The sequence below is a fragment of the Rhodobacter sp. P2_H5 genome, from assembly GCF_056403335.1.
Map to the genome: position 1 here is coordinate 60,753 of NZ_JBFUFS010000012.1, position 15,137 is coordinate 75,889.

At 64.9% G+C, this 15,137-nt stretch carries 12 protein-coding genes; 5 read left to right on the plus strand and 7 right to left on the minus strand.

From position 1 onward, the window contains the following. Positions 1–117 precede the first annotated feature (117 nt). On the plus strand, positions 118–1,257 hold the full coding sequence (locus AC1DVR_RS16170; protein ID WP_478001630.1) for a Gfo/Idh/MocA family protein: 1,140 nt from the start codon (positions 118–120) through the stop codon (positions 1,255–1,257). Next, entirely contained in the window at positions 1,254–2,201 is a 948-nt protein-coding gene (locus AC1DVR_RS16175) for an alpha/beta hydrolase (RefSeq protein WP_478001631.1), read from the plus strand. The genes AC1DVR_RS16170 and AC1DVR_RS16175 overlap by 4 nt, the downstream gene beginning before the upstream one ends. Here AC1DVR_RS16175 and AC1DVR_RS16180 read toward each other — a convergent pair. The 6 genes from AC1DVR_RS16180 to AC1DVR_RS16205 all read right to left on the minus strand — a co-directional run bounded on the left by AC1DVR_RS16180 (position 2,198) and on the right by AC1DVR_RS16205 (position 10,488). Continuing rightward, positions 2,198–3,232 carry a LacI family DNA-binding transcriptional regulator gene (locus tag AC1DVR_RS16180; RefSeq protein WP_478001632.1) on the minus strand — a complete coding sequence of 345 codons (1,035 nt, stop codon included), beginning with the start codon at positions 3,230–3,232 and terminating at the stop codon, positions 2,198–2,200. The genes AC1DVR_RS16175 and AC1DVR_RS16180 overlap by 4 nt on opposite strands. A 259-nt stretch (positions 3,233–3,491) precedes the next feature. Next, positions 3,492–4,526, minus strand: a complete 1,035-nt coding sequence (locus tag AC1DVR_RS16185) for an ABC transporter permease (RefSeq protein WP_478001633.1) — start codon at positions 4,524–4,526, stop codon at positions 3,492–3,494. A 5-nt stretch (positions 4,527–4,531) separates the two neighbouring features. Next, positions 4,532–7,072 (minus strand): ATP-binding cassette domain-containing protein, encoded by a 2,541-nt coding sequence (locus tag AC1DVR_RS16190; RefSeq protein WP_478001634.1) that lies wholly within the window; start codon positions 7,070–7,072, stop codon positions 4,532–4,534. A gap of 68 nt (positions 7,073–7,140) precedes the next feature. Further along, complete coding sequence (locus AC1DVR_RS16195; protein WP_478001635.1) at positions 7,141–8,319, minus strand: substrate-binding domain-containing protein; 1,179 nt, start codon at positions 8,317–8,319, stop codon at positions 7,141–7,143. 325 nt (positions 8,320–8,644) lie between these two features. Continuing rightward, positions 8,645–9,748 (minus strand): alkene reductase, encoded by a 1,104-nt coding sequence (locus AC1DVR_RS16200; RefSeq protein ID WP_478001636.1) that lies wholly within the window; start codon positions 9,746–9,748, stop codon positions 8,645–8,647. A gap of 23 nt (positions 9,749–9,771) precedes the next feature. Next, a complete protein-coding gene (locus AC1DVR_RS16205; RefSeq protein ID WP_478001637.1) occupies positions 9,772–10,488 on the minus strand; it encodes an SDR family NAD(P)-dependent oxidoreductase in 717 nt (238 codons plus the stop codon). A gap of 324 nt (positions 10,489–10,812) precedes the next feature. Between AC1DVR_RS16205 and AC1DVR_RS16210 the strand changes: the two genes are divergently transcribed. The 3 genes from AC1DVR_RS16210 to AC1DVR_RS16220 all read left to right on the plus strand — a co-directional run bounded on the left by AC1DVR_RS16210 (position 10,813) and on the right by AC1DVR_RS16220 (position 14,034). Continuing rightward, complete coding sequence (locus tag AC1DVR_RS16210; RefSeq protein WP_478001638.1) at positions 10,813–12,426, plus strand: flavin-containing monooxygenase; 1,614 nt, start codon at positions 10,813–10,815, stop codon at positions 12,424–12,426. A gap of 59 nt (positions 12,427–12,485) precedes the next feature. Continuing rightward, positions 12,486–13,199 carry an SDR family NAD(P)-dependent oxidoreductase gene (locus AC1DVR_RS16215; protein WP_478001639.1) on the plus strand — a complete coding sequence of 238 codons (714 nt, stop codon included), beginning with the start codon at positions 12,486–12,488 and terminating at the stop codon, positions 13,197–13,199. Positions 13,200–13,338: 139 nt separating this feature from the next. Continuing rightward, the gene (locus tag AC1DVR_RS16220; protein WP_478001640.1) at positions 13,339–14,034 is read left to right on the plus strand and encodes a GntR family transcriptional regulator; all 696 of its coding nucleotides are present in this window, start codon (positions 13,339–13,341) and stop codon (positions 14,032–14,034) included. Between the two features lie 70 nt (positions 14,035–14,104). Here AC1DVR_RS16220 and AC1DVR_RS16225 read toward each other — a convergent pair whose 3' ends face one another. Beyond that, positions 14,105–15,007, minus strand: a complete 903-nt coding sequence (locus tag AC1DVR_RS16225; protein WP_478001641.1) for an MBL fold metallo-hydrolase — start codon at positions 15,005–15,007, stop codon at positions 14,105–14,107. Positions 15,008–15,137: the final 130 nt, after the last annotated feature.

Genomic DNA, 15,137 nt, shown 5'->3' on the forward strand with positions numbered 1-15,137 from the left:
GACTTGAATGTACATAAGATAAAATGTTATCGCACGTCAACATTCTTTCTACACTGCGTTAAGCAAGCGCAGATCAGATTCGCAATCGTCGCTCGGGGAAGAGATCGGGTTCGGAACATGACACAGAAAAATCTACGGATCGGCGTTGTCGGATGCGGCAATATCTCGCTGGCCTACATGCGCAACGCCGCCCTGTTCGGCGGGGTCAAGATCACCGCCTGCGCGGACGTGTTCCCCGAGGCGGCGGCGCGGCGGGCGGCTGAGTTCGGGCTGCAAGCGATGGATGTCGACGGGCTGATGGCCGCACCCGACGTGGACCTGATCCTGAACCTGACGGTGCCTGCGGCGCATTTCGACATCTCGATGCAGGCGCTTGCGGCCGGCAAGCACGTCTTTACCGAAAAGCCGCTGGCGGTGACGGCCGAAGCGGGCCGCAAGCTTGTGGCCGAGTCGGCGCGTCGGGGCTTGGCGCTGGGTTCGGCGCCCGACACTTTCCTCGGGGCCGCCGGGCGCTGTGCCCGCCGTCTGATCGAAGGCGGCGCCATCGGCAACCCGGTGACCGGAACCGCATTCATGCTGGGCCGCGGGATGGAGCATTGGCATCCCGACCCCGGCTTTTACTACCAGCCCGGCGCCGGTCCGGTCATGGACATGGGTCCCTATTACCTGACCATGATGGTCAATCTGATGGGCCCGGTGCGCCGGGTTCAGGCGGTGGCCACCAGCGGTCAGGCCGAACGGCTGATCTCGGCCCCCGGTCCGAAGACCGGCACGACCTTCCCGGTGGGCACGCCGACTTCGGTCCTGTCCTTGCTGGAGTTCGCCTGCGGCGCCACCGTGACCTTCGGCGCCTCCTGGGACGTGTTCCGCCATTCCAACCATCCGATTGAATTGCACGGCACCAAAGGCTCGTTGCGCCTGCCCGACCCCGATACTTTCGGCGGGGTGGTGGCCCTGTCCGATCTTGGTGCTGCCTGGGCGGAAACCGATACTTCGACCATGACCTATGGCGCGGTGAACTGGCCGGTGGTGGACCCCGACCGGGCAAATTACCGGATGCTCGGCCTCGCCGATCTGGCGCGCGCCATCACCGAAGGGCGCAGCCCGCGCGCCTCGGGCGATCTTGCCCTGCATGTGCTGGAGATCATGGAGGCGATCCTGCGGGCCGGCGAGACGGGCATGGCTCAGACCATTGCAGGCGCGATTTCGCAGCCGGCGGAGCTGCGCGAGGACGAAGCGAGGAGCCTTCTGGCATGAGCGGCCTCGACGCCTCGGCCGCGGAGGCCCTGCGACAGGCGGCACTGACCGCGGCCGCGCCCGTCGAAACCCTCCCGCCCGAAGCGGCCCGGCAAGATTACCTGACGGGCTTCGCGCAATCGCAATGGCCGCTGGAAGAGGTGGGCGCAAGCTTTGAAACTTGGGCCGGCCCGATCCGGCTGCGGGTTTGGCGCGGAAGGGGCGCCCCGGAAAAGGCCGCGCCGGCGCTTTTGTACCTGCATGGCGGCGGCTGGGTGATCGGGGCGCCCGAAACCCATGAGGACATCTGCCGGACCTTGGCCAATCTTGTGGGCGGGGTCGTCATCTCGCCCGATTACCGGCTGGCGCCGGAGCATCCCTTTCCTGCGGCTCTGACCGATTGTGCTGCGGCCCTGCGCCATATTGTTGCGCGATCTGAAGGCCTTGGCATTGATCCCGCCCGGATTGCCCTGGGCGGCGACAGCGCGGGCGGCAATCTGGCAGCCGTTCTGGCCTTGATGGCGCGCGACGGTGACGTGCCGCCGGTCGCAGCCCAGTTGCTGATCTATCCGGTGACGGATCAGCGCCAGACCTCCGAAAGCTACCGGCGCTGTGCCGAGGGGTTCGGCCTGACGGCAAAGGCCATGCAATGGTTTCGCGGCCATTATATCCCGGACCCGGCCCTGTGGTCGGACTGGCGCGCCTCGCCGCTCTGCGCCGCCGCGCTGGAGGGGGTGGCCCCCGCCTTCGTCGTTCTGGCGGGCCATGACGTGCTTTTTGACGAGGGCGCCGCCTACGCCGCGCGTCTGGCCGCCGAGGCGACGGCTTCGGTGCGGATCTGGCCGGGTCAGATCCATGGCTTCCTCTCGATGGGCCGCGACATCCCGCAAGCCGAGGAGGCCCTGAGTGCCCTGGCCAAAGCCTGGCGCGCGCTCGACCTCGCCGTCCTCCGCCCGGAGGCCTAGGCCGAATCCCGCATCATCAAGGTCGCCTCAAGGGTCAGCTTGCGCGCCGGGGTCACCTTGCCCACATCGACCTCCTCGATGCGTTTCAGCAGGATCTCCACGCTTTTCGCCGCGATCTCCGGCGCGTTCTGCGCCATCGTGGTCAGCGACGGGCAGGTGTAGCGGCTGAGCGGATGGTCATCATGGCCGGCGATCCGGATATCGCAGGTGTCGCCGCGCCCGATCTTCAGGCCGGCCTGACAGGCGGCGGCCATCGCCCCAAAGGCAAAGCGGTCGTTGGCGCAGAGAAGGGTCTTGCCCGGCAGCCCGCCCCGCCCGAGGATCTTCTGCATCTGCTCGTAACCCAGCCGCTCGAACTCCCACGACACCGGGGCGTCGCAGTCGATCACCAGGGGCGAGTGCCCTTCCTTGATCATGGTCGCCCAATAACTGTTCTGCCGCTCGCCCGAGTTTTCGTTGACGCGCGGCACTTCAAGAAACACCGGCGGTTCGCCGGAGCGGCACAGGTATTGCACCATGGCGGCCACGCTTTGGGCATTGTCGTTGCCGACATAGGGCAGATCAATGCTGGCCGGGGTGTCAAAGCAAACGACCGGAATGGCGTCGGTCAAGCGTTGCAGCACCGAAGGCTGTGACCTCTCCCCCAGAGGCGCCACGATCGCCCCCGCGACCTTGAAGGCAAGGAGGGTCCGGATCGCCTCTTCCTCCAGCTCGGGGCGGGAGTGGCAGGAAATCTGGATCGGCCAGTAGCCCTTGGCGCGCAGTTCCAGTTCCAGCAGGGTCACGACCTGCACATAGAACGGGTCGGACATCGTGGGCACCAGAATGCCGATGTTGCGCGTCCGCTTGCGGTTCAGGTGGCGGGCGAACATGTTCGGTTCGAAGTTCGACTTCTTCAGCGCCACCTCGATCCGCTTGCGGGTCACCTCCTTGACCGTCATCGGATCGTTGAAATACTTGGACAAGGTGGGGCGCGAAACGCCGCAGACTGCGGCAAAGTCATTCATCGAATTATAGATCTTCTTCGCCATCGGAGAGCCTTTTCGCCTTTTCAGCCGCGGGGATGGGCCAAGGGATGGCGACCATTTCTTACCTGGAGCTGCAAATTTTGCGAATGTGGAAATATTTGCAAGGGGAAATGGAAACTTCCTGAAAAAATTCTTCCGCGCCCATCACGATTGCGCTTCTTCGTCAGCATTCTCGGCATGAGGCCCGGCGGCGTGAAACGAGTTCTGAAAGGCACAACCGCAAAGGTCACGACGGCCAGCGTGACCCTTGCGGGATTTTGGCTCAGCCGCGGCGGCGGCCTTTCGCGCTCCATTCCGACAGATACATCCCGGCGGCGATGGCGATGCCTTGCAGGATCATCTGGTTCGAGGTGGGCAGGCCGATCATCTTCAGCGACTGGTCCAGCTGGATCAGGAACAGCGCGGCCCCGGCCACCGCCACCATGCTGCCGATGCCACCGCTGATCGCGGTACCGCCCAGCACGGCGGCAGCGATCGGGGCCAGCAGATAGGGGGCGCCCACGTCCTGGGTCGGGTTGCGGATGAAGCCGGCCAGAAGCATCGCCATCAGCGCGTAAAGGAATGAGGCCAGGATATAGGCGCCCGCCTGATAGCGCATGATCTCGACCCCGGTGGCATGGGCGGCGCGGGGATTGGCACCGACCGCCTCGAACCGGCGGCCGGGCAGGGTCTTGCGCAGCAGGAGTGTGATGACGGCCAGAATGACCAGCGCCAGCCAAACCGAGGCGGGAATGCCCAGAACCCGGGCCGAGCCGAGGTCGGCCAGCGCCGGCGGCACTTTGGATTCCGCGGCCAGCCCCTGACGATACCACAGGTTCAGCCCGGTCACGACAGCGCCCATGGCCAGGGTCACGATCAGCGCGTTCAGCTTCAGGACTGCGACCAGAAGCCCGTTCACCGCACCCACGGCCAATGCCACCGCGAAAGCCGCGGCCATCGCCGGAAGCAGCCGCGCATCGCTGCCCTGCGACACGCCGACCAGAACCGAGCAGGAGATCGACACGATGGCCGGCACCGAAAGGTCGATCCCGCGCGCCATGATGACGCTGGCCTGCCCCATAGCTGCGATCGTCAGGAAAGCGGCGAAGGGAATGATCGACATTAGGGTTCCCGGATCGACACTGCGCGGCAGGAAGATCGCGCAAGCGGCCAGCAGGGCGGCCAGTGCGATCCAGATCGCGACAAAGCGCATCTGCAGGCCGAAGCCGGGGTTCTGGCGCTTGGCGGGCAGATCGCCGCTGAAGGTGGAGATATCGCTGGGCATCTTGGTCTCCAGTTTGGGGGATTTGTCGGACATCGGCCTCACTCCGCCGGGATCGCGCGGCGGCCACGGGTGCGGCGGCGCAACAGGCGACGCAGGCCGCGGTCGAACTCCGCGAGGCCGGAGTAAAGAAAGATCGCAAGCAGGGTCATCAGGCCCGAGGTGATCACCCCGACCGAGGCTGAAAGCCCGAGGATCGATATCACGTTGACCATCAGCGTGAAGAAGAAGGCCCCGAACAGCGCCCCGCCGAAAGACCCGCGCCCGCCCGATAGCGCGGCCCCGCCCAGAACCGCCGCGGCGATGCTGTTGAGGGCGAAGTTCTGCCCGACGGTCGGGTGGCCGACGCCGACCTGAGCGCCCAGAAACAGCCCGGCGATCACCGTGGTGACCGAGGCGAGGACATAGGCGCGCAGCTGCACGAAGTTGACCCGCACGCCGTTGCGCCGGGCGGCCTCCTCACGAAAGCCCACGGCCTTGACCTCCAGCCCGGAACGGGTGCGGTGCAGCCACCAGTCGCCGGCCAGAACCAGAAGGATCAGGGCGACGCTGGACAGCGGCAGGAAGCCGATCTTGGCATTCAGCACCGCGTTCAGCCCGGCGTTGATCGCCCCGCCCGGCGTTGGCCGCAGGATCAGGGCGACGCCCTGCAGGACCGACAGCATGGCGATCGTGGTGATCACCGCGTTGATATGGGCAAAGCGCACCAAGGCGCCGTTGACCAGCCCGACCAGCGCGCCCATCGCCAGACAGGCCAGCAGGCCAAGGATCAGCAGACCCGTCGGCGCCCCCGTGGCCAGAAGGACGGATTCCACCACCACCGTCAGGCTCATCAGCGAGCCGACTGAAACATCCAGGCCCCGCACCAGAAGCACGTGCAATTGCGCGATGGCCACCAGCCCCACCGGCGCCGCCGCCTGCAGCAAGTGCTTGATGTTGATGCCCTTGAGGAAGACATCGCTTTCCGCCGCCGCAAACCCGCCGACCAGCAGGGTCAGCACGGCCAGAAAGACCAAAGGCACCCACCAGATCGCACTGCCATTGACCAATGTGGCAAAGCCCCGCGACAGGGTCGAGCCCGCCTCCTCCACCCGCACCGCTTTCGCGTCGCGCACGGTCAGGAAGGAGGAGACGATCTTCTCTTCGGTCACATCCTCCCCCGTCAGCTCCTTCACGATCCGGCCGCGGGAAAAGACCAGAACCCGGTCGCAGATCCCCGCCAGCTCCTGCGCGTCGGAGGAGTTGACGATGCAGGTGCCCTCGGTCCGGATATTCTCGCGCACGGCGCGGTAGATCTCGTGGCGGGCGCTGGCGTCGACGCCCTGGGTCGGCTCGTCGATCAGGATGGCCTTGGCGCCGCTGCGGAAACTGCGCGCCAGCACTGCTTTCTGTTGGTTGCCGCCCGAAAGGCCGATCACCGGCACATCAAGGCTGGCTGCCACGACGCCGAAATCCTGCTTCATCTCTTGCGCCTTGGCGCGCTCAGGCTCGGCGCGCAACAGGCCCGCTGCGGAGAAGCGGTCCAGCAGCGACAGGACCATGTTCTTTTGAACGCCGAGATCGGGGAAGATCGCCTCGCCCTTGCGGTCGGCGCTGAGAAACAGCACCCCGCAGCCCAAAGCCGCGCGGGGGGAGGTGAAATCGACCGGAGCCCCGGCGCAGAGGACCGATCCGCCCGCCTCCTCCAGCCCGACGAGGGCGCGCAGGGCCTCGCGCTGGCCGTTGCCCTCGGCCCCGGCAAAGCCGAGGATCTCGCCGGCATGGGCGGTGAAGCTGACATCGTGGAAGGCATCGCCGCCCAGGCCCTGCACGGTCAGAATCGGCCTGTCCATCCGGCCCGATTTCGGGGGATATTCGCTGGTGATGTCGCGCCCGACCATCAGGCGGACCAGATCCTGTTCGGAGAGGTCGGGGGTGATCGGGAAGGTGCCGCGGTGCACGCCGTCGCGCAGGATCGACACGCGGTCGGCCAGATCCAGAATCTCGGGCAGGCGGTGGGAAACATAAAGGATGCCGGTGCCCTGCGCCGTCAGGCTGCGGATGATCGCGGTCAGCTTGCGCACGCCCTCCATGTCGAGGGTCGAGGTGGGTTCATCCAGCAAAAGGACTTTCGGTTTGGAGATCAAGGCTTTGACGATCTCGACAAACTGCCGGTGCGCCGGGGTCAGGTCCGCGACCAGGGCCCGGGCCGGGATGCCGACGTCATAGGGCCGCAACTGCGCCTCGGCCCAGGGGACCATCTGGCCGAAGGGCACGCTGCCGGGCTTGGCCGCGAAATAGAGGTTCTGCGCCACGGTCATCTCAAGGATCAGGCTGTCGTCCTGATAGACGGTCGCCAGACCCAGATCATGCGCCAGACGTGGATCGGCGGAGGTCAGGGGCTTGCCGTCGATCTCCACCCTTCCGCCATCGGGCGTCACCGTGCCGGAGGCCAGCTTCATCAGCGTGCTTTTGCCCGAGCCGTTCTCGCCCAGGATGGCATGGACTTCGCCTGCCAGGCATTCCAGGCTCACCTCATCCAGTGCGCGCACGCCGGGATAGGTCTTGGATACCGCTTCAACCTTCAGGACGGTCTTGGTCATGATCTTTCTCGCCGGTCAGAGGGAAAGTGAAACCCGGCGGCCCGCGGTCAGGGGCCGCCGGGTCGGGATCACTTGGCGAACATCGCCTTCAGCGTGTCGGTGTCGACGAGGGTGGAGACCGAGGTTTCCATCGGCAGGTCCTTGTTGCACTGACCCTTGACCACCGGCTTCATCTTGAAGGGCACGTTGATATGCGCATCGACCGGGGTGCCGGCGATCGCCATCATCGCCGCGGTCAGGGCAAAGCGGGATTGGAAGTTCTGGCCCGAGGAGTAGTAGATCTTGAACTTGTCATTGGCCGCGGCTTCCCAGTCGCAGAACAGGCCCTGTTCGTCAGTCCGCAGGGCGGCGACAAAGTTCATCGGCTTGTTGGCGGCCTGATAGGCGCGCACTGCACCGCGGAAACCATCGGCATATTCATAGATATAGCCGTCCACCGGGTCGAACTGCGACAGGGCTGCGGTCACAGCGGTCAGCGTGCCTTCCTGGGTCCAGTTGGTGTCGAGTTTCGCCACCACTTTCACGCCGTCATGGGCAGCCGCTTCCTTTTCGGCGCAGGCCTGCCAGGCGGCCGACAGCGGGTTGCCCGGGGTGCCGCCCAGGGCCACGATGTTCTTGGCATCGGCATTGCCATCCAGCACGGCTTTCACAAAGCCCGCGCCGAGGCCGCAGATGTCTTCCGAGATATTGGCGAGGTAATCGGTCCCCGCCGTGCCCGCCTCGGTCCCGTTGTGCAGGACGACCTGGATGCCGGCCTCCTTGGCCTCCTGGATCGCGGGCAGAAGGGCTGCGCCGGCATCGGCAAAGACCACGATCGCGTTCACGCCCTGCGAGGTATAGGCCTGAATGTCCGAAATCGCCTTCGAGGCGTCGCCGCCCGCCGAGGTGTACTGGATCTTGCCGATCTCGGGATAGGTCAGCGCCTGCAAGATGAATTCCATCGCCGTCACCCGGCGCCAGACGTTTTCGCCAAAGCCGTCGGCATAGGCCACGGTCAGCTTGCCGCCGGTGCCGGTCTCGCAGCCGTTGTTCTTCCAGCATTCCAGCGCCTTGGCGCGCAGCTCCGGCGTCACCGGTGCGGCGGCGCGCTTGAAGGCCTCGACCAGGACCGGGTTGGCGTCGGTCGTGCCAAGGCGCGACATCATCATGTCTTCGGCCGTGTCAGACAGGGCCATCGTCGGCGCCATCAGCGGCGTCATCCCTGCAACGGTTGCCGCGGCCAGAGCCAGTTTCCATCCGTAAGTCATTTCGAACTCTCCTCTCCTGTTGATCTTTTCCCGACCGGGGGAGCGCTTCGCAGCGCCGCACCGCGACAGCCTGACCAAGGCCCCAGAGGGCACCTTTTCGCGGCTGTCGGTTGTGGTCTCTCCCGAGGCTGTCTTACGTGCGGCCTCCTCGCCGTCACGCGTTCAGATGGTAATACCGTAATACAGCATTACGATATTTGGCAAGAAGATTCTCCGCCCCGGGCTTTGGGCTGCTTTTGCAGGGGCGAAGACGCCGGCGTTGCCTCAAAGACGGCGCTCCGACCGGATCGGAGCGCCGTTCGGGCGAGGGCGTGCAAGGCAGCGGTCAGGGCCGGGGCGGGGATGCCATCGGCGGGTAGTCGGTGTAGCCCCGCGTGCCGCCGGTGTAGAAGGTCGCGGGATCGGGCGGCGTCAAAGCGGCGCCGGCACGGAAACGCGCGATCAGGTCGGGATTCGAGATGAACAGCCGGCCAATCGCGATGAGGTCGGCGCGCCCGGCATCCAGCGCGGCCTGCGCCGTTGTGGCATCGAAACCGCCGGCCAGAAGCAGGCGGTTGCGGTAGGTCTGGCGGAAGAGATCGACGAATCCATCCGGGATGCCCGGTTGGCCGAGTGTGGTCTGGTCGCTGAGATGGACATAGGCCAACGCGCGGCCGGAAAGTTCCTGCGCCATGGCAAGCCAGGTCTCTGCTTCATCGTCAAAACGCGGCATGTCGCCATAGCTGCCGAAAGGCGCCAGCCGGATTCCGGTGCGCTCGGCCCCGATGGCGGCTGCCACGGCATCAAGGGTTTCCAGGGGAAAGCGCAGGCGCGCGGCGATGCTGCCACCGTAGCGGTCCTCACGGGTGTTCAGGCCGCCATTGATGAACTGCTCGAACAGATAGCCGTTGGCGCCGTGAATCTCGACACCGTCAAAGCCGACCGCGATCGCGTTGCGGGCGGCCTGAACGAAGCTTTCCGTGACCTGGGGGAGCTCCGCCGCACTCAGCGCGCGTGGCGGGCTGCAGGGCACCGGGCCAGCCGTGCCCGAATCGTCAAAGCCCCAGGCGTTGATTCGTGCCGTGACCGCCACCGAACTGACCGGGGCCCCGCGATCCGGCTGCAGCGAGACATGGCTTTGCCGGCCGACGTGCCAGAGCTGGCAGAAGATCTTGCCGCCCTCGTCATGCACGGCGGTCGTCACGCGCTGCCAGCCTGCCAGCTGATCAGGCGCGTAGATGCCTGGCGTGAAGGCATAGCCCCGGCCCTGCACGCTGACCGGGGTGCCCTCGGTTATGATGAGACCGGCCCCGGCGCGTTGCCGGTAATAGAGCACCGTGTCGTCATCCGGAGCGAGGCTGATGGCCCGCGAGCGGGTCATCGGGGCCATCACGACATGATTTTTCAGGGCCACCGGCCCGAGCCGGTAGCTGTCAAACAAGGAAGGCATGAGCGTGACCCTTTGGAAGCGCGCTATTGCGCCAGATATCCGCCGTCGATGACCAGTTCCGCCCCGGTCATGAAGCTGCTTTCGTCGCTGGCCAGGAAAAGGGCGCCATTGGCGATCTCACGCGGGGTGCCGGCCCGTTTCATCGGCGTGACCGAGACGACGAAAGCGTTGATCCCGGGGTCCTGGCTTTGGGTCAGGGGCGTGTCGATGAAGCCCGGCGCCAGCGCGTTGACCCTGATGCCGTCGCCGACATAGGTGATCGCCGCGTTCTTCGACATGATGCCGACGGCGCCCTTGGTGGCGTGATAGACATGCGCGCCGCCCACCGCCGCATTGCCCCAGATCGAGCTGATGTTGACGATCGAGCCCGCCTTTTGCACCTTCATCGGCGCAATCACCTCGCGCATGCCAAGGAAGACGCCGGTCTGGTTGACCCGCACGATCCGCTCCCAATCGGCCAGCGACAGATCCGCCAGCGCCTCATAGGCGATGATGCCGGCGTTGTTGACCAGAATGTCGATGCGGCCATGTTTGGCGAGGATGCCCGAGACGACGGATTTCCAGCTCGCCTCGTCGCCGCAATCCAGGACCACGCCTTCGACCCCCGCCGGATAGACCGCCGGGTTCGAGGTCGAGGCCGCGATGACGATCGCGCCCTCTTCGGCGAATCGCTCTACGATGCCCAGACCGATTCCCCGCGATGCGCCGGTGACCAGTGCCACTTTGCCCTTCAATCTCATGTCATTCTCCTCCCATGTTGCCCGTCGCCCCGATTCGTCCGGCTCTTTTCCTCCGCCCGCCATCGGGAGACTTCCTGAATGACCGTAATACGGTATTATAATCCGGTAAAGTGCGATTCTTGACCCGGGTCGCACATCGGGCCGCAGAAATATGTTGCGGGACGGAGCAAGCGGGTATATCGATTCAGGCAGGCAGTATTACCGTAATACAGTATGCGGGCGCTGCGCCATATCAGATGGAGGGGGCAAGACGTCTTGGCCTGACGCCGCCGCTGGCGGGACCGCAGGGAGAGAACTGTCTGCCCGAAAAGGGGAGGAGACAACATGACTGAAGGGCAATCCAAGGGTCTCGACGGCCTTGAGCTGGACGTTGCGATCATCGGCGCCGGGGTGGGCGGGCTTTACGCCCTCTACTGCCTGCGCGAAAAGCTGGGGCTGAATGTCCAGTCCTTCGACATGGCCAGCGGCGTTGGCGGCACCTGGTTCTGGAACCGTTATCCCGGCTGCCGGGTGGATACGGAATCGACCGTCTATACCTATTCCTTCGACCTCGACATGTTTCAGAACTGGCATTGGTCTGAACGCTATGCCCAGCAATCCGAGGTTCTGGCCTATATGAACGCGGTGGCCGACAAGCACGACCTCAAGCGCTCGATCAATTTCAACACCAAGATCGCCCGCGCCGCCTGGGACGAGGATTCCAAACGCTGGATCCTGACCACCGCCAAGGGCGAGACGGTGCGCGCGCGCTATCTGATCGAGGCGGTGGGGCTTTTGTCGTCGTCCTACGCGCCGAAATTCCCCGATCAGGACAAGTTCAAGGGACAGATCCTCGTCTCCTCGCAATGGCCCGAGGAGAACCCCGATCTGACCGGCAAGCGTGTGGCCGTGATCGGCACCGGATCGACCGGCATCCAGATCATCACCGCGATTGCCGCCAAGGTCGGCCATCTGCATGTTCTGCAACGCACCCCGCAATGGGTGGTGCCGCTGGGCATCGGTCCCTTCCCGCAAGAGGCGCGCGACCGGATCAAGCTGAACCCGACGGGTTTCCGCGACTGGGCGCTGAACACCGGCACCGTCTTTGGCTTCATCGAAAGCTCCACCTCTGCGCTGGCCGTGTCGGACGCCGAACGCGAAGAGCGCTACGAGAAGGCCTGGCAGAAGGGCAACGGCTTCAGCTTCATGCTGGAGACCTTCGCCGATATCACCGTCTCGGCCGAGGCGAACAAGACCGCGACCGATTTCATCAAGGCCAAGCTGGATGCAGCGGTCAAGGACCCCAAGGTTGCGGCAATGCTGACGCCGACCGACTACTACGCGCGGCGGCCCCTGGCGGCGGATGGCTATTACGAGGTCTACAACCGGCCCAACGTCACCCTGCATGACGTGAAGGCCAACAAGATCGAGCGTTATACCGAAAAGGGCCTGATCGTCGGCGGGAAGGAAATCGAGCTCGACGTGGTGATCATGGCGACCGGCTTTGACGCCGTGACCGGCAACTACCTGAAGATCGACACCGTGGGCCGGGGCGGCGTGCGGCTCTCTGACCAATGGACCGGCGGCCCGCGCACCTATGGCGGCATGACGATTGCCGGTTTCCCGAACTTCTTCATGGTCTTCGGCCCCTTCAGCCCCTTCACCAGCCAGCCTTTGGTCCATGAATGGCAGGTCAATTACTTCACCGACCTGATCGAGGCGGCGGAGAAGACCGGCAGCATCGTCGACACCGAAGTGGCAGCCCAGGACGCCTGGGTGCAGATCTGCCAGGACGGTCTGGCGGGCACGCTCTTCCAGGTCACCGACAGCTGGATCAACGGGGCGAACATCCCCGGCAAGCCGCGCACCTCGATGTGGTACATGGGCGGCATGGCCAATTACATGGTCGAGATGAACAAGATCCGCGACGACAATTACCGCGGCTTCAAGGTCGCCTGACCTGAAAAGGGCAATCGGGTCCGCCCGGTTGCCCCTTCTCCGTTCAAAAGGAATATCCCATGACGCAACCCTGTGCCGTCGTCACCGGCGGCGCCCGCAATATTGGCCAGGCGATTGCCCTGCGCCTGCAGCAGGATGGCTACCGGGTCATCGTGCTGGACCGCGAAGTGCCCGAGGTGGAAAGCCTGCGCGCCGATGCGGTGCAGGCTGACCTGTCCGATGCCGCCGTGGCCGCCGAAGCCGCCGCCCAAATTGCGGCGACGCTGCCGGTGACCTGCCTTGTCAACAACGTGGGCATCGTGGCCCCGGCGCTGTTTGACGACATCAACCTTGAGGATTTCGACCGGCTGATGCATCTGAACGTCCGCACCGCGCTGGTCTTTGCCAAGGCCCTGGTGCCCACCATGCGCCAGCAGGGCGGCGGGCGGATCGTGATGAACACCTCACGCGTGACGCTCGGCAAGGAGGCGCGCAGCATCTACTCGGCCACCAAGGGGGCGCTGCAATCCATGGCGCGGACCTGGGCGCTGGAGCTTGGGCGCGACAACATCACCGTCAATTGCGTGGCGCCGGGGCCCATCGCCACCTCGGCCTTCTGGGTCAACAACCCGCCGGACTCCGAGCGTTTCCAGAAGCTGCGCGCCTCGATCCCGCTGGGGCGGATGGGCACGCCGGAGGATGTCGCCAACGCTGTCTCCTTCTTCTGCGACCCGCGCGCCAGCTTCGTCACCGGACAGACGCTGTTCGTTTGCGGCGGTGTCACGGTCGGCTAATCTGCCGTAACGGTATGCGCGAAAGGGCTCTGGTGGCTATTGGTCCTAATGTCGTATTATCGTATTCGTATCAAAAGGCCGCCACCGCTTGCGGGGGCCAAAGGCCCTGACCCAGGACGATGAAAGAAAAGGATTGAGAATGGCAGGCCCGCCCGTGATCGAACGCACCGCTGCCCCGCTACGCCAGCAGGTTGTGAAACATATCCGCGAAGAGATCCTGAACGGCCACCTGATCCCGGGTCAGCGGCTGGTGGAAAACGTGCTCTGCGACACGCTGGGCGTGTCGCGCACCGTGATCCGCGAGGCCCTGCGCCAGCTGGAATCCGAAAGCCTGATCCGGGTTCTGCCCAACACCGGCCCCATCGTCACCGTCCTGACCGAGGCCGAGATCCGCGCCATCTATGTCGTGCGCGCGGCGCTGGAAGGGCTGGCGGGCAAGCTTTTCGCGCTGAACGCCACGCCCGAGCAATGCAAGAGCCTGGTCAAGCTGCGCGACCGGCTGGACCGCGAATACCGCAAGGGCGATGTCGACAGCCGCGAAGAGATCAAGGCTGATTTCTACCGCCAGCTGCTGGCCGGCGCCCATAATGACGTGCTGATGGAAAGCCTGCGCTCGATCCACGCGCGCATCGCGATTTTCCGCCGCTTCGCCTTTGTCGATCCGGCCCGGATCGAGCCTTCGATTTCCGAGCTGGAGGCGATCATCAACGCCGCGGCCATCGACCGTGACCCGGTGGCAGCCCAGGCGGCAAGCGAGCATCACATCCTATTGGCCGGCGATCTGGCGATTGTGGAATATGCCAAGCGTCACAAGGATGTGCCGGCGGCAAGCTGACCTGTCCGAACGGTCGAAAGTGGCGCCGAACTGCTGTTCGGCGCCACTTTCGCGTTTCAGGCGCAGGGTATTACAGGCGCGGGGTGAAGGCCTCGCCGTGGAAACGGTAGGTGCCATCGGCCTCGGCGGTCAGGTCGCCCAGGCCGGGGAAGGGGAAGTGGTAGCCGTGAAAGCGGATCTTCTCTGCCACGACCTTGGCGAAGATCGCCGATTTGGCCGCGGCGCCCTGTTCGGGGCTGGTGTCGTAATCCATATGGAAGAACCACTCGGGGTGGTAGGGGTCGAAGATCTGGTGATGCGCCACATCGCCGGTGAAGACGACCTTTTCGCCCTCGCTTTCAAAGATATAGGCGCACATGCCCGCCGCATGGCCCGCGACGGAAAAGGTCGAGACGCCGGGAAACAGGGTGTCGCCCGCGGCAAAGGTCCGGATCTTGCCGTCGTAGGGCTTGATCGCCTCCAGCACGCCGCCGGTCCAGGGGGCGCGGAAGTTGTTCAGCTTCAGGCTTTCGGGGTTGGTCCATTCGGCCCAGTCCGTGTCCGAGCAATAGACCTCGGCATTGGGAAATGCGGCGCTGCCGTCGGGGTGGATCAGGCCATAGGCGTGATCGGGATGCAGGTGGGTCATCAGGACGACGTCGATATCCTCGGGCGCAATGCCTGCGGCGGCGAGGTTCTCCAGCAGCCGCCCCATCGCCGGCCCGAACCATTGCACGGTCTGGCCCATGCCGGCGTCGATCAGGAACAGCTTCTCGCCGGTGTTCACCACGACGGGGTTGAGGTCCATCGGGATGTGGTCCAGCGGCAGTCGATATTTCTGCTTCAGGGCCAGCATCTCGGCCGGGTCGGCATTGGGAAAAATGCCTTCATAGCTGTGGTGGATATAGCCGTCCCAGACCGAGGTACATTCGAAACCGCCGATGCGGAACCGATACCAACCGGCGTTCTGGGTGTTTTGAAGCTTGGCCGACATTGTTTTCCTCCCTCGATCCGGCCGCGCGGGGGCGGGTCCGGTGTCTGTCGTTGCATGTTGCGCGGCGCCCCGTCTCTCCCGGTGCCGCAGGTCTTCCTGGCGAAAAGGCGGGGGGTGTCGGGCGTCAGAC

What these genes read in the sequence shown, in the direction of transcription:
- AC1DVR_RS16170 (WP_478001630.1), top strand. Translation starts at nt 118, where the DNA reads ATGACACAGAAAAATCTACGGATCGGCGTTGTCGGATGCGGCAATATC.
- AC1DVR_RS16180 (WP_478001632.1), bottom strand. Translation starts at nt 3,232, where the DNA reads ATGGCGAAGAAGATCTATAATTCGATGAATGACTTTGCCGCAGTCTGC.
- AC1DVR_RS16210 (WP_478001638.1), top strand. Translation starts at nt 10,813, where the DNA reads ATGACTGAAGGGCAATCCAAGGGTCTCGACGGCCTTGAGCTGGACGTT.
- AC1DVR_RS16205 (WP_478001637.1), bottom strand. Translation starts at nt 10,488, where the DNA reads ATGAGATTGAAGGGCAAAGTGGCACTGGTCACCGGCGCATCGCGGGGA.
- AC1DVR_RS16195 (WP_478001635.1), bottom strand. Translation starts at nt 8,319, where the DNA reads ATGACTTACGGATGGAAACTGGCTCTGGCCGCGGCAACCGTTGCAGGG.
- AC1DVR_RS16190 (WP_478001634.1), bottom strand. Translation starts at nt 7,072, where the DNA reads ATGACCAAGACCGTCCTGAAGGTTGAAGCGGTATCCAAGACCTATCCC.
- AC1DVR_RS16215 (WP_478001639.1), top strand. Translation starts at nt 12,486, where the DNA reads ATGACGCAACCCTGTGCCGTCGTCACCGGCGGCGCCCGCAATATTGGC.
- AC1DVR_RS16185 (WP_478001633.1), bottom strand. Translation starts at nt 4,526, where the DNA reads ATGTCCGACAAATCCCCCAAACTGGAGACCAAGATGCCCAGCGATATC.
- AC1DVR_RS16225 (WP_478001641.1), bottom strand. Translation starts at nt 15,007, where the DNA reads ATGTCGGCCAAGCTTCAAAACACCCAGAACGCCGGTTGGTATCGGTTC.
- AC1DVR_RS16175 (WP_478001631.1), top strand. Translation starts at nt 1,254, where the DNA reads ATGAGCGGCCTCGACGCCTCGGCCGCGGAGGCCCTGCGACAGGCGGCA.
- AC1DVR_RS16220 (WP_478001640.1), top strand. Translation starts at nt 13,339, where the DNA reads ATGGCAGGCCCGCCCGTGATCGAACGCACCGCTGCCCCGCTACGCCAG.
- AC1DVR_RS16200 (WP_478001636.1), bottom strand. Translation starts at nt 9,748, where the DNA reads ATGCCTTCCTTGTTTGACAGCTACCGGCTCGGGCCGGTGGCCCTGAAA.